The organism is Mycobacterium sp. NTMscope_MAC_12 (assembly GCF_976985675.1).
In genome coordinates, this window is sequence record NZ_CDRJYY010000001.1 from 46914 (window position 1) to 61159 (window position 14246).

The 14246-nt window shown below is 64.7% G+C and carries 6 protein-coding genes; 2 read left to right on the plus strand and 4 right to left on the minus strand.

Annotated features, from left to right (window positions below; translation table 11 throughout):
* Positions 1–19: 19 nt before the first annotated feature.
* Together AC0KS4_RS00225 and AC0KS4_RS00230 are read left to right on the plus strand one after the other, a co-directional pair.
* Positions 20–2110, plus strand: a complete 2091-nt coding sequence (locus AC0KS4_RS00225) for a hypothetical protein (protein ID WP_139273186.1) — start codon at positions 20–22, stop codon at positions 2108–2110.
* Positions 2107–3912, plus strand: coding sequence for an AAA family ATPase (locus AC0KS4_RS00230; protein WP_007172172.1), 1806 nt, complete (start codon positions 2107–2109; stop codon positions 3910–3912). Before AC0KS4_RS00225 ends, AC0KS4_RS00230 begins: the two co-directional genes overlap by 4 nt.
* Here the strand turns inward: AC0KS4_RS00230 and AC0KS4_RS00235 are convergent.
* From AC0KS4_RS00235 to mobF, 4 genes are all read right to left on the minus strand, one after another.
* Positions 3902–4075: a hypothetical protein gene (locus AC0KS4_RS00235; protein ID WP_154074410.1), complete on the minus strand. Its 174-nt coding sequence runs from the start codon at positions 4073–4075 to the stop codon at positions 3902–3904. The two genes, AC0KS4_RS00230 and AC0KS4_RS00235, sit on opposite strands and share 11 nt — an antisense overlap.
* Before the next feature lie 553 nt (positions 4076–4628).
* Positions 4629–6425: a DEAD/DEAH box helicase gene (locus tag AC0KS4_RS00240; protein ID WP_007172175.1), complete on the minus strand. Its 1797-nt coding sequence runs from the start codon at positions 6423–6425 to the stop codon at positions 4629–4631.
* A 46-nt stretch (positions 6426–6471) separates the two neighbouring features.
* Positions 6472–7986, minus strand: coding sequence for a serine/threonine-protein kinase (locus tag AC0KS4_RS00245; RefSeq protein WP_197083339.1), 1515 nt, complete (start codon positions 7984–7986; stop codon positions 6472–6474).
* A gap of 248 nt (positions 7987–8234) precedes the next feature.
* Positions 8235–14090, minus strand: a complete 5856-nt coding sequence (gene mobF / locus AC0KS4_RS00250) for a MobF family relaxase (RefSeq protein WP_046182041.1) — start codon at positions 14088–14090, stop codon at positions 8235–8237.
* Positions 14091–14246: the final 156 nt, after the last annotated feature.

A 14246-nucleotide genomic window follows, 5' to 3' on the forward strand; every position in this document is an offset into this window, starting at 1 on the left:
GCGCCGCGTGATCGGCGCGATGACAGGTGTCTACGTGCTGTGTCTGTGGGCGGTGGTGGCCGCACCTAAAGCCTCGGCGGCGGTGGGTGCCGCTGCTCTGGGGTGGACGGGACTGCATGACTTGGACAACGTGCCGATCGCTGACTACTTCCTCTCGATGGTCGATACCACCGAAGCCACCTTCAACAACGGCCAACACGTCAGCGCGTTCGATCCCGAATCGTGGGGGTCGTGGATCGTCAAAGCCACCCAAACCGCGATCGCGCATACCACCGCAGCCTGGTGGCTGACCAATGAAGCTGCTCTTGTCGTATTCGCTATCGGGATTGCGCTGTGGCTTCTGCGATTTGCAATGTCGAGCTCGTGGCTCTTGGCCCTCGTTCAAATCGGGCGCCCCGTTTTCGCTACAGTGAACATGCTCGTCAACCAGATGTGGCTGGGGCCATTGGCGGTCGCGGTTTGTGTGGTGTTGGCGGGGTATCACCAACAGCGAGGGCGGCCGGCCCAGGCCCGCAATCTGCTAGGCACCGCCGCGGTGCTAGCTGCATTGGTGTGGACGGTCTTTCGTGACCCCATTGACGATCTAGTCAGCGATCACGGCCTGCTGGGCATGGGTCGAGCGACAGGCTTTCAGATCGCCCAGGACGCCCGCCAGAGTTCGTACGCTCCGGGCCAGTCATTGGATACCCAGCTCGACGCCCTGCTGGCGCAGCTGGTGTCTTCGACGGCGCGACCAGCTCTACAGTTACAGAACTTCGGCATGGTCGTTGATGATGTGGGCACCTGCCGCCAGGCCTGGTCCCAGGCCATCTTGGCCGCGCATAGCCAAGGTCCTGGACCGGCGCACGCGATGGCCGGATGCGGTGCTCCCCAAGCCTTGGCGCACGCTCAACAATTGGGGGCCAACGACTTTGTGCTGGGGCTGGTGTTCTTGTTCGCCGCGTTTTGGATCGGCCTGTTCATCTGGTACGTCGGGGTGAGCACGTTGCTGGTCGGTGCCAAAGCCACCTACTACTGCATCGTGGTGGTTCCCGCGGCGATGGTCGGCATGAGCGGTTGGCAGCGCGGCAAGAAATACGCGGTGCGCTGCGTCTCGCAGGTGTTGTTGCATGGCGTCGAGATGATGATCTTCACTGTCTTTTTGGCGTTGAGTGCGGTCGGGATGGGGTGGGCGCTCACCACGCCGCAACTGGGGCATGGCGCCACCGCGGTCCCGCGCCTGTTGTTGGTGAGCCTGGGTTCGGTCGTAGGCATCTTCTTGTTCCATTACATCGACAAGCATTTCTACACAGACAGTTTGGGCACGATCGCCCACCACATCACTGGGGCGTGGTGCTCCACAAGCGGCGCTGTGCGCGATGAGTACAACGATTACGCCGAGGCGGGACGCAAAGCGCGCGGGCTGTTTCGACGGGTCGCGCGACGCGGCGATAGCGATGGCGCCGGCGACGATGACGGTTCTAACGGCGACGCCGACACCTCAACGCCGGGGTTCGATGCGGTCAAACCTCGGCCCAGCCGGATGCGCGGTGAGGAGGAGACCACGGCGACCCGGACGACCGGGGCCACCACCACCCGGATGGCAGCAGAAAAGGCCGGGGCGAGCGAGGCCGCGGCGACCGCAGGTGGACATGCCGCGGCTGCGGCAGCAGAGGGGGCCGGCGCCACAGCGGCAGAAGGCGCCGCCGCGGCCGCCGCGCCAGAGGTGGTGATTCCCGCCGTCATCACCGAAAAGACCGTCCAGCACATCCGCGGACACCACCACCGCAACGGCTCAGACCCCGGGTCCCAACAAGGCGTCCCGGACAGCGACACCAGCCCGCACCTGGCGGCGTCCAATGCCCTCAGCAACGGCCAGCCAGGGGAACCAGATCAAGGCGAGGTGGCGCCGATGGCCGGCTCAGATGGGCTGCCATCGCTACCGAGCCATCCGCGCCGCCCGGCCCAGGGCGTGGGTCGCCACCAGGCGCCCCCGTCGGCAACCCCTGATGAGGACCCCGGCCTGCCGCTAGATACATCATCTGAGCAGCAGCGATCGTTCGAGCTGTCTGAGTCGCCCGTAGAATTTCCGTCACCACCTCGACCACGAGCAAGGGACTATCACCAGTGAGTGCCCGTGACTATTTCGACATCGGGATTAGCCGCCTGGGCTTCGGTGGGCCCGTGGCCGATCACGCGGGAGCGCGCGAAGCCTTCACGCAGGCCACCGACATGGATCCCGGCATGTGCGACGCGTGGATGGGGTTGGCGGTTGCTGGCGACGTCAGCCTTAACACCATGCGCGGCGCATATGATGCGCTATCGACTTTGCATCGCGAAACGCGTCGGATTGGCCTGGCAGATTCTGCGCTAGCGCCAACCGTGTCTACGCCATTCCTCATTGACCTTTACCCGCACACTCCGACCGGGATCACCATCGCCTACGCGGCGACACTTGTTAGCCAAGGCGACTACGACCAGGCCGAAAAGATCCTCGACGGGGTTGACCTCACCGTCGAGCCCGCGCAAGCGCAGATACACCGGTTCATCGGGGCCACAATGTTTTTCCTGACGCGCCGCTGGCCAGACTTGTTGACGTGGACCTCGCAGGCCTCGTCGAGCAGCGGTGGAATCGTGGAGGCCGCCACACGGCTGCTCAAAGGAATCGCCCAAACCGGGCTGGGACAGTTCGAGGCGGCGCTGGCCACATTGACATCCGTCGTGACGCAGGCCGACCAGGCCAAGCTCGACCAGAGCGGCATCGATACCTCGCACCTGCTGGCCGAGGCGGCCGTATATCGCGGCTTGTGCCACCGCGCGTTGGGGGACGAGGCCGCCGCCCGCAAAGAGTTCAGCGCAGCCAGCGTAGACGGTCAACTGCGCCCGGACGCCGCCGCCGCGCTCGATGACCCCGGCTACGGCGTCACCGTCACGACCCCAGACGTGATTGCCGCCCGGTCCAATCGGTGGGACCCGGATTCTGGACCGAGCGTGGCCGACCTGCGCAGAGCCCGGCAACGCAAGGAAGCCGTACGTGTGCTGGAGCGCGCCGAACGCGAACTCGACGAATTCATTGGGCTCCGCCGCGTCAAAGAGCATGTCAAGGAACTCAAGTTCGTCAAGGTCTACGACCAGAAGATGGCCGAGCGCGGCGTCCAGATCGGTGAGCGCGACACCTTGCACATGACTCTGGTCGGCCCGCCGGGGACCGCGAAAACCTCGATAGCACGGCTGATTTGCGAGATGTATTTCGGCCTGGGCATCCTCGAATCGCCAGAATTCATCGAAGTCTCCCGCAAGGATCTTGTCGACGAGCACATCGGTGGCACCGAGAAGAAAACATCAGCGATCTTGCAAGCTGCCAAAGGCTGTGCACTGTTCATCGACGAGGCACCCGAACTCTACAAACCGGATAATGAGCGCGATTTCGGCCACATCGCCGTTGACGTCATCATGAAGTGGGCAGAAGACCATCGCCACGACACAATGATCGCCATGGCTGGCTACGCCAGCCCAATGAACCGGCTTTTGAGCGCTAACCCGGGACTGCGGTCACGGTTCCCGTTCCAGCTCGAATTCACCTCCTGCGACACCGACGACCTGGTACGGATCGCTGAGCTGTTCGCAGCGCGGTTCCATGTGGCCATCGAACCCTCCGCTCTTTCGCGCTTCAGCAGCAACGCTGAGTGGCTATGCAACACGCCAAGTACACGCCCCGGTGAACCACACATGCTCATCGATGTCGCCGCCAACGGCCGGTTCGCCCGAACCGTCATTGAACAAGCCCTGCGCAAAGCCAAAGCCCGCATCGCAGCGGACCCGACGGTGGACTTGCTCACCGCCGACCTGAGCAGCATTAGCACAATCACGCTGGCAGACATGGACGCTGCCCTCACCGACGTCCTGGCGGCCTTTGAGCTCGTCACGCCCTAAGCCCATCGTGGGCGCTGAAATGCGGATCGTTGTAGGCCACACTGATGCTGGGGATGCTGTCCAGGTGGACGTGGGTCAGCATGGCCTCGTGGTGGTCGCCGGCCGTGAGCTCGTCGGTGCGACGTTCATCGACTACCTCGCACTTGGCTGCATCCGCTATCACACCTGGCGATCTAGATGTCTGGGTAGTCCGGTCGGGCCTGCCCGAGCCGGGCGCGGCAGCCGCAGCCTTCGAAGAACTGCAGCAACAACTGCCCACCTCGGACCTTCAGATCGTCTACGACGATATGAGTCGCGACCGTGACCGCTTCGACGCTCTCACAATGCTTTCCGCGCTGCCGAGAGTCGCGACTGCGATGGGACCTGTGGTCGACGAGCCCGACATCACGGACTACCGCCTTGGCACGCCAGAACCATCGGAGGTCTGTAAGGCTGTCCCCGACGATTAGAGAGGTGGACGGGATCCTGAGTGCGACTCTGGATGTCAGCTGCTTGGCGGGGTTGTTCGCCCGAGCTCTTCTTCAAGGGCAGACAGCTGTTGTCGGGCGGTGTTGATGAACGTTCGAGCGCAATCGCTGCAGTAGTGGGCAGTGTCACGGTCGACCTTGACGATAAGTATCGGGTCGCCCTTATTGAGCACGTGGTTTTTGTCTGACCGACACGGGTGCCGTCGTCCTGCCGTGCCAATCGACAGCGTTCGCAGCAGTGAGCGGGGCTTACCCATGTCGCAGTTCCTCCTCGACCGCAGCAACGATCTGAGGCAACCGCGCGATGAGGTAGTCGCAGTCGTCCGCGGTGTAATCCTTCCTATTGGTGGCACCGCTGGGAACCATTGTCTTGATCCGCCTGTCGATGGCCGATTTCACGGTGACGAAGTTCTCCCGGGTGCGGTCCAGCTCGCGGCCAACGCGATTGAGGCTGTGTTTGGCCAGAAACTTGCCAGCCTCGTTCTTCACCAAATCGTCGAGCAGGGTCTTTTTGGATCGACGTGTCTGTTGTTTGGTGGGCTGGACGCGTTGTAGCTGATCGAATTTGACTCCGGTGTCGATACCCTTTTCCTTGAGCACGGTCAGGGCCTGCGCAACATCTGGGTCGGCGCTGAGGGCGATCAGGGTCAGGTTTTCGAGTTGGATGTCGGCCTGGCCAGTGATCACCGGCAGCGGAGCGTTCTGGCCACCTCCAGGTGGGGGTTCGCGAGTGGGCAGGGGTTCAACAACGGTCTCGTCGATGAGCTGCGCGAAGAACTCTTGGTCTGCTTCGGCGAACTCCTGGAAGTCGTTCCAGACCCCGGTGATGTTGCCGCCGACGTGAAAAACGACGACGCCATCGTTGACGGCATCGAAGGGGTCAACATCTGGAATCACCCGCATGATGCGCCCCACGAACTGCATGAAAGGGCTGAGGTTGTTGAAGATGCTGAAGACAGCGGCGACGCTGAGATACGGGTGGTCGTATCCTTCACCGAGTTTGCGCACCTGTACGATCACGTCGAGTTCGTGGTTCTCCAACCGCTGGTAAACTCGCTCGTTCGCTTTGCTCTTGCCTTCGATCAGGCTGTGAACGAAGTCGGCGCGGAGCCCCAGTTCGCGGAACTTGGCGACGACCTGTTTGCAGTGCTCCATGTTCAACGCCGCCGCAATGATCTTAAGCCTGGCCTCGCCGGTCTTTTCCCGCAGCTCGAACAATTTCTGGCGGGAGGCCTCGGCGATGGTGGTGAGGGTGGCGTCTGAGCTCACGACGCTGCGCCGGAAGCCTGCGTCGCGCTCGCCGAGGCGGCGGACCTCTTCCAAGGACACCTCGACTTCGGTGTTGTCGTCAGGGCGCCGGACGTAGTGCAGCGTGGTCGGGTTGAGGCGGTAGCCGTTGATGCGCTTGACGTATCCCTTCTCCACCGCGCGAGAGATGGGGTAGCTGTAGATGATTTCACCGGCCATGATTCGCCCGTCGGCACGACCGGGGGTGGCGCTCACGTTCACGATGCGTGCGTCCGGGAAGTGCCGCCGCAGAGTGTCCCAGCTCTCGGCCACGTTGTGATGGCCTTCGTCGAACATGATCAGATCGAAGAAGTCGGCAGGAAGCTTTGCAAGCCAGGTGTTTTCGGCTCGCTGGAGCTGATGAATATTCGTCACCACGATGTCAGCCACTTCGAGATCGGTGACGTTGGTCGACGTGCCTCGGATTTCTGCGGGCTCTGGGAACGGCGCGGAGTCCAACACTTTGCGCTTAAGGTAGAAGAACTTCGGGTCGCTAGGTGTCAGATCCTTCAGCAGCTGGTCGGCGATCTTGAGGTTCGGTGCGACCAGCAGTGCGCGGTGAGACTGTGCGGCGAACGGCGTGAGAGCCAGGAGGCCTGACTTCCCGCAGCCCACCGGCAGCACGACGGAGACTTCGCGGCCCTCGGGAGCGTCGAAGTCGTGCCCGGTGAGCGTTTCGTATGCCTCGATCTGCGGCTCGCGCAAGGACGCATTGCCCGTCACGGTGGGTCGCAGGGTGACGTACTGGTCGATTTTCATAAAGCTACCCCTTTTGTGGAAAACGTTGTCGGCAAGGCGATCTGGTTCAGGATGCGGAACTCTTCGGAGGCCGCAGCTTCTCGACGCCGCTACGGATCGCGGGGGGCAGCGTGCGGATCGCGAAATCGCTGATCGACCACTCGACGTCATCGGCGTCGGCCGCCCGCAACGCTTCCACTGCTGCCGAGGCCATCTCGTCAGACTTGACCTCCTGCAGGATCTTGACCAGGACGTCACGCACGTGCCACCGGTTGTGGCGGGGCCCCAGCGACGCGAGCGCGCCCACGCTCATCCGCATCACGCTGGAGTCCTTCGTCTCGGCCACGACAATGCGGGTGAAGTCAGCCAGCACGTCGCAGTACTCGAACGAGAAGTTCCCATGCCTCAGAAAGTCGGTGAACCGCTGGTAGACGCGCTGGAACGCGCCCCGCTGTTCGCTCCAGAGGAATTTGACGGACCCTCGAGTGCACCAGGGCAGCACTCGGGTCAGCACGTGCATGTCGTCGTGGCTGGACTCATCCAACGCGGCTGCCCACTCGATCATCTCGATCAAGTCCGCGTCGGCGACCGACGGACTGCGCATGCGGTCCTGCAGGCGCTCCGCTGCCTCTTCCTTCGACTCGTTGGCCACGTATTCCTCGTGTGCATCAACAGCACGCTCGAGTGCATTCATGAAGTGCTCGATCGACTGGTAACGGCGATCAGGCGAGTTGGCGATCGCGGTCTCGATGACAGGTCGCAGCGGGCCGGGCTCCACCTCGTTGTTCACTGGGAAGTCCTGAGTCACGAGCTCCTGCAGGATCTTGCCCAGACCGTAGATGTCGGAACGGTGGTCGGCGCTTCGGGCCCGTTGCCACTGCTCCGGTGCTGTGTAGACCCACGTGCCCAACCCTTGTCGCAGCGTTGAGGTCAGCGGGTCGGTGTGCCGCTCGGCCTCAACGGCAAGCCCGAAATCCGATACCGCCCAATCGCCGTTGCTCAGCCGCAAAACGTTGGCCGGCTTGAGATCTCGGTGATAGATGCCCCGATCATGGACGTAACCGAGCCCCGTGCAGATCTGACGCATGATGTCGACGATCAATCGCGCTTGGCCGCCCACCGTGTCGACGTAGTCGGTCAGGCTGCCCTGCGCCAACGGCATCGCATACCAGATGTTGTCGTCGTCGGTCTCGCCGTGGGCAAGCACCGAAATAACGTTGGGGTGGTGCAGGTCTTCGAGGAGCCGAAGCTCACGCCGAAACCTCTTGATGGCTTCGGGGTCAACCGCGACGGTGTCCTTCAGCACTTTGACGGCGACCAGTTCGCTGGTCTTGCGGTCGGTGGCACGGAAGACGTCGGCGAAGCCGCCACCACCGATCCGAGCGTGTTCCAGCAGGAATCGCCCACCCAGCGTGCGGGTCTTCTCGTCCGACTTCGGCCTGCCGGCCTTGGTCTGACGGAGGCCTGAGCTGTTCCATCCAGCGACAACATCGAGGTCCCAGATAGGGCCCTGCGCAATCTCCCCCACCGCGTCGGGGAAGTCGTTTCGCTGCCGCAGTGTCGCGATGCGCTGAGTGCTCACGCCGAGCTCCTCGGCCACCTCCGATATTCCGCCAAGACGCACGGTTGCCTCCAGAAATAGTTGTTCTCAAATCAAGTATAACACCGAATTGGTTGTGGTTGGCTCAACTATTTATCGCGTCGTCGCCGAGCGGCGACAAAACCGGTTGCCCACGTCCGCGCGTCGTAGCACGGTGGGGACGACGACGAGTCGGTAATTTGGCTGCGAGAGACCCCGAACGGAACGGATCCCTGTTCTAAGCAGATCACTCAGTCATCGGTGATGCCGATTTCTGGAGATTGTTGCTTGGCGTGGGGGCCGCGTTCGCGAAGCCAGGTGGCCTCAAGGTGTCGCTGGTAGGCGGCGTGGATGGTGGCGTGGAGCTGGGCGGCGCGTGCGAGGCTGTCGCGCAGTCGCTCGTCGAGTATGGCTGGGTGCAGGCGCCCTGCCTGGGTGAGCGCGGGGTCGAGGTCGGGCGGGGTCCCGCGGTTGATGACAGCCGACGTTGGGGGCGCGCCGATGGTTGTCGTCCAGGGTAATTCGGTGGCGACGAGTCGCAGGAGCCGCTGGGCAGGCTTGGGTGGCCACGTTTGGCCGGTCGTGTCGAGCAGGACAAGGCCGGACTGGTTGGCCGCGGCGTGTTCGGCGAGGTCGGCGATTATTGCAGGGTCGGCGCTGGCGGCGTCGTCGATGATGATGAGACTGCCGGGGGGTAACGGCGACTGCGACTTTTTGTTGGTGATGGTGGCGTGGGTTTCGGTGATGGTGGCAGCGGTGTCGGCGAGCTCGTTGGTCACGGCGTCCTCGGCTTGTTCGCGAGTAGGGCTGCACCACAGGATCTTTCGTTCGGAGGCTGCAGCCGCGCTGTGCAGGGTGTGCAGGGCGGCGCGGCGCTCGGGCGAGGGTTGGGCGTGCACGACCGTGACGGCGAAGGGCAGCCTTGCGGTGCTGGTGATGGCGGCGGCTATGGCGGGGGAGAGGTCGGCGGCGGCACTGTTGGCAAGGCTGAGGGGGCGGTGCGGTTGGAAGCGGCTGGCGGCTTCGAGCACGCGTAGCTCGATGGCCAGTTGGCCGAGTTGGGCGGTGATGTGCTCGGCCGAACGGGTTTCGGCGGCCGCGAACGCGGCGGCGGCAGCCAGTTCTGCGCGGTCAAGGTCACGGCGCAGCTGGCTGGAGCGCCGGCGGGCGGCCAGCACGGCGCGATCGTCTTCGGATCGTGCTTCGGCGATGACGTTGTCGACGTCGTCACCGCTGATGACGCGGTCCGCGCCGCCGGCGGCCTTTGCACGCGCCGCGAGTGCTTCGCGAAGCGCAGCCTGATAGCGCTCGGCGGGCGCAGTGTCGGGGAGTGCCATGAGTCGCAGTTGGACATCGAGTTTGGCCGAGGCGATGTCAAGTGGGTCGACGTCAGGTTGAGCCTGCAGCTCGTCGAGCTGGTTGCGCGCCCAGTCGACATGGCTTAGCGCTGTCTCGTATTCGGCTTCGGCGTCGGCCCATTCGGCGGTCACGTCGTGAACGGCGATCAAGTAGGGGCGGTCGGCGTCGGCGCGCTGGCGCAGTTCGCGGATGCGCGGGGTGGCTTGGCGCATTGCCGGTCCGTCACCAATTGCGGCGCGGGCATGCAGGGCCTGATGGTCGGCCAGCGCCTGCTGGTATTGGGTCCGCAAGCTGGTGAGGTCAAGCAGAGCGGCCGGCAGTGGCGGGGGTGCCACGCGGTGGCGGGGGAGGTCGTCGAAGTCCAGGCCGGCGAGTTCGTCGGCGGTCTCAAGCGGGGTGTTGGTCGGGTCGGGCTCAACGAGTTCGGGGTGCCACGGTTGCGTAGACAGGTCGGTGGCAGGCATGTCAATCCTGGTTGCGTGGGGGTCGGGGGGAAGTTGTTCTTCTTCCTCGGGGTGCAGTGGGGGTTGTTCGGGTAGCGGGTGGTCGGCGTGGTCGTGGTGGCCGCCGATCAGGTCGACGGTGTAGGTGATGGTGCGGGCGTATTGGTAGGCGGGGATGGTGTGGTCGGGGTCGACGTCGGCCAGGTGCTCGGCGGCGACGTGAAGAAGGTCGGCGGGGGTCCAGCGGGTGGGGTCGGCGGCATTGACAGCTGAGACGAGGCCGGGCCAGGCGGGATCGGCGACGATGGATTGCGCGGTTGCTGACCCAAAGACGTTGTGCAAGTCAGCGATCCAGGCAGGGCGCAGGCCGGTGTGGGGGGCATCGACGGTGGCCGCGGGCGTGAGTTCGGCGGCAAGACGCCACCACAGCGCGGCGGCGGGCAGCTCGTCGGGGAGCGGACGTTGGATGGCGGCCGCGCGAACGAGGCCGGGCAGGTCGGGCCGGCTGGTGGCGGCTTGGGCGAGGTGGGCGGCCAGTTGGGGCCAGTACCCGTCGGCGCGGATGCGCGGATCGATGGAGTCGATCAGCTGCTCAAAGCGGCGAGCATGCGGGCTTTGGGTGCGCACCACCGCTTGAGCCCGGTTTTCGAGGAGTTTTTGGATGGTGCGGGCGCGCACGGCGTATTGGGGTGGGCCGAGCAGGGTGGTGTCTTCGGCAACCACGTTGTGGGCGGCGCGGAAGACCGCGATTTCGGCGGCGAGTTGGGGGTTGGCGGCCAGCACGGGTTTGGCCCAGGCCGGCGCGGTCGCCGGTGTCCATTGGTGGGTGACGGTTTCACGGATCTGGTCTGCCAGCTCGGCAACCAGCACGGCGCGACCGGTCAGGCAGTTCTCCCATGCGGGGTCGTTGGCCAGCAAAGTGGGAGTGGCGGGCAGCCAGCGCAGCGGCCCGATACCGGCAGAGTGTCCGCCGGTGGGGTCGATGCGCCAGTCGAGCACCGCGGCGGGATCGTGGGCACTGAAAAGCTCGCCTACGCTGGCGGCCTCGGTCAGTGTGGCGAACGGGTCGCGCCCGTCGGCGCCGATGATCGCCAAGTGTTTGCAGAGCACTGGCCATGCTTCGGCGCGGGTCAACCCTGGATAGAGCTGATCGGCGGTGATGTGCAGTTGGGCCAGCAGGGCCGGGGAAGCCAGGGCCTGGGCGGCGTCGCCCAAGGCGTTGTAGTACATCGCCGCGGCCGGGCCCAACCGCACGAAGGGGTCGCGGGCTTCGCGTGCGGCACTGGTGGCCGAGACTTGTGCGCCGTCGCGTGACAGCGTTTTGGTCAGGACATCGACGGCCGTTTCGGGGTGAGTTGCTTTGGGCGACAACACCCGGTGCGGGTCGGATTCCGCGGTGGATAGATAGATGTGGTTTTCGATGCGGCCGCGAGTTAATGCCACGTAGAGCAGTTGGCGAGTGAGACTCCCGGCACCGACGATGTGGCAGGCGTGTCCGGCGGTGAGTCCTTGTGCGGAGTCAATGGTTGCCGCATAGCCGAGGGTGACGTGCTTTATGACGTAGTGGGCGGGGAGGCGCACTGTTTGGCCGCTGCCGAGGTGGCGGGCTTTGATGCTGCCGTTTCGGTGGATTTCCAGGATTTGGAAGCGGTAGCCGTTGCGCACGTAATCGGTGGGGCTCAAGCGCAGCCGGCGGGCATTGCGGCGGGTGCGAATAAGGTCGCCGGGAGAGGCGGCAAGCCGATCAGAAAGGGTGATTTCGTGGCCGCGCCGTGTTGCCGGGTCAGCCGCGGCGAGGCGATCGAGTCGGGCTCGGGCGTTGAGGGTATCGACGATGGCGTTGGTGGGTGCTAACAGGAGGGAATCGCGGCCCGCGTCGAGGTCGGCGGCCCACGCGGTGTAGGCCATGTCGGCGGCGGTCTGATCGGCACCGACGTGCACACGCTGGTGGTCGATGTAAAACCCGAGTCCAGAGGGGTCTCCTCTGCGGATCGCCAGGGTCGCTGCGCTTTCGGCGGTGGAGCCAAAGCGAACCAACTGAGACAGCGTCAGTGAATCGGTCTTGTGGGCGATGTTGCGCAGCACGCCACCGGCTGAGATCGACGCGAGTTGGCAGTCATCACCGACCAGCCGGATGCTGGCGCCACGGGCTAAGGCGTGGGTGATCACCGCATCAAGTTCGAGCGTTCCGGCTTTGCCGGCCTCGTCGATGATGATGAGCGTGTCGCGTCCGACGTTGGTGAACCATGGCGGTGGGGCAGAGCGACTCGACCCGCTGGCCGGGTCGGCCGACCAGACGTATTTGGCGATGGTGTCGGTCGGGGCCGACAGATCCTCACCCAGTTCGATGGCTGCCGCCGCGGTGGGGGCTAAGCCGACGATGGTCGCGCCCGAGGAGCGCCACGCATGCGACAGCGCGGCCATCGCCGTGGTCTTCCCGGTACCGGCCGGGGCCAGCGCCAACGCCACTCGGCGCCCGCTGCTTGCCATTTCCCGGACCAGTGCGACCTGGCCCTCGTTGAGTTGCTTATCGCGTGCGGCCGAGTCTGCCAGCGCCAGCTCGATATCGATGTCCTCGACCGTGCGCCCGCCGCGTCGGAGGGCGGCAGCAACGATGCGTCGCTCAGCGGCCAGCAGCTCCTGAGAGGTGTAGGTAGCGCTGCCGTGGCGGCTATGCACGCTGGTTCCATCGCGGCGACGCAGCTGCGCAGGTTCTCCCATTTCACCGTCGTCGATATCGATGTGCTGAACCGACAGCGGCTCGGCCAAAGCAGTCTCGGTGATCTTGTCGGCCAGCGTCTCGTCGGCGGCGTGCCCGCTGCCACGAACGAGGCGCTGCGCCTCGGCGAACACGTGGTGGCGTTGCCAGGTCGCGCGGGACCGGGCAACCGTGGCGATGACTTGGGCAGCGCGCGCGGTGATCCAGTCGTCATCGACAGCATCGATTTGGGGCGCCGGCGCGGACAAGACGGTGCCCAGCATCGCGGTCAGCTCCCGCACAGCGCCGAGCACCTCGATCGCTTGGCCGCGCCACATGTGGCGCTGCTCGGCGAATGATCGGGGTTCGTGTTTGGCTTCGCGGGTCTCTAGGGTCGCTTGTTGAGCCAACGCGATGGTTTCCACGTGGGTCGGCTCGCGGCCGTGGGCGGCTTGAAACTGCTTGGCCAGATCGGCGGTGCGGGCTTCGATGGCCAGCCGCCGCGACGACCACGCGGCCATCAGCTCGACTGAGATTCCCACGATTTCACGCACCGGCCTCTTGCCGCGGCCCTCGCCGACCACATCAGCGAACCGCAGCTGCAGTCGCTGTCCAAGGTGGGCTTCCAGGCGCGTGTTGTACAGCTCGGAGGCGGCCACGGTGAACTGGTGCACAGGCTGCCCGTCAAGCGCCAGCCAACGCAACACACCGTCAGGGCCCACCGTGGCGACCTTGTTGGAGATCGCGACATGGGTGTGCAGATCAGGATCGCCAGCGCGTGAATCGCGGTGGGTGAACGCCGCCCCGAGCAGCCCGGTGGTGTCGACCTGGGCGACACCACCCTTACCTGAACGGGTAAATGCGGCGTGAGTTTCTAGCCACGCCAGCGCATCACCGACCGCTACGTCGTGACATTCCTCTACCACTGTTGCGACGGCGCGCGGTGCGATCGCCCACAGCGTCGACACTGACTTCACGGGCGAAAACGTCAAGTCGTAGCCGGCGACCGCGGTCGTGCGCGCGCGAGTTTCCCGCGCGATAAACCCACTGAGTTCGCGATCGTCGGCGGGCGCGCGCTTGTACTGCTCAGCGAACATTCGGCGCGCGACAACGGTGCGGATCGCGGCGCGCGTGGGCGCGGCGATGGGCGCGTTCCAGTGCAGGCCGGCTTCTTCGTTGTGATCGCGGTAGGCCACTGCCAGGGCGCGCACAAAGGTGGTTTCGCTGTCGCGGATATGGAACTTGCGGCCCAGTTTGGCGGCTTCGGCGGCCGCGAGGCCGCGCACGCCGCATTCGGCGACATACTTGGTGATCGCATCGGCGTTGGGGTGCAAGCCTTCCCCGAACAGGGCCTTCATTTGGGCCTCGGTGACCGGCGAATCAACCGGTACGGCCCAAACTTTCGCGAGGTCTTCGGGGGGCACCGGACGTGCCCTTGTCGAGGACAGCGATGCCAGACCCGATCCCACCCATCGGCCCGGAGATTCGCCTTTGGTCGAGTAGTAGTCGATCAGCGGGGCCCGGCCGCGCGCGGTGGTGTCGACAGCAGCGACTTGCCGGATCAGGTACTGGTAACCGTCTCCGGCGGTGAGCTTGTGGCTAGTCATCGTCACTGCAGTGCAATCCCTTTCGAGGCGCACGTTAGAGACGACACCGCAGATCTGTCCTACACAGATCAGGCGGTTCTTAGGAAACTGTGACCTTAATGCAAGAGGTGTGTGGTGTCTGGGGTGGTTCAGAACGGTTGATGCCGGTGGTCATTG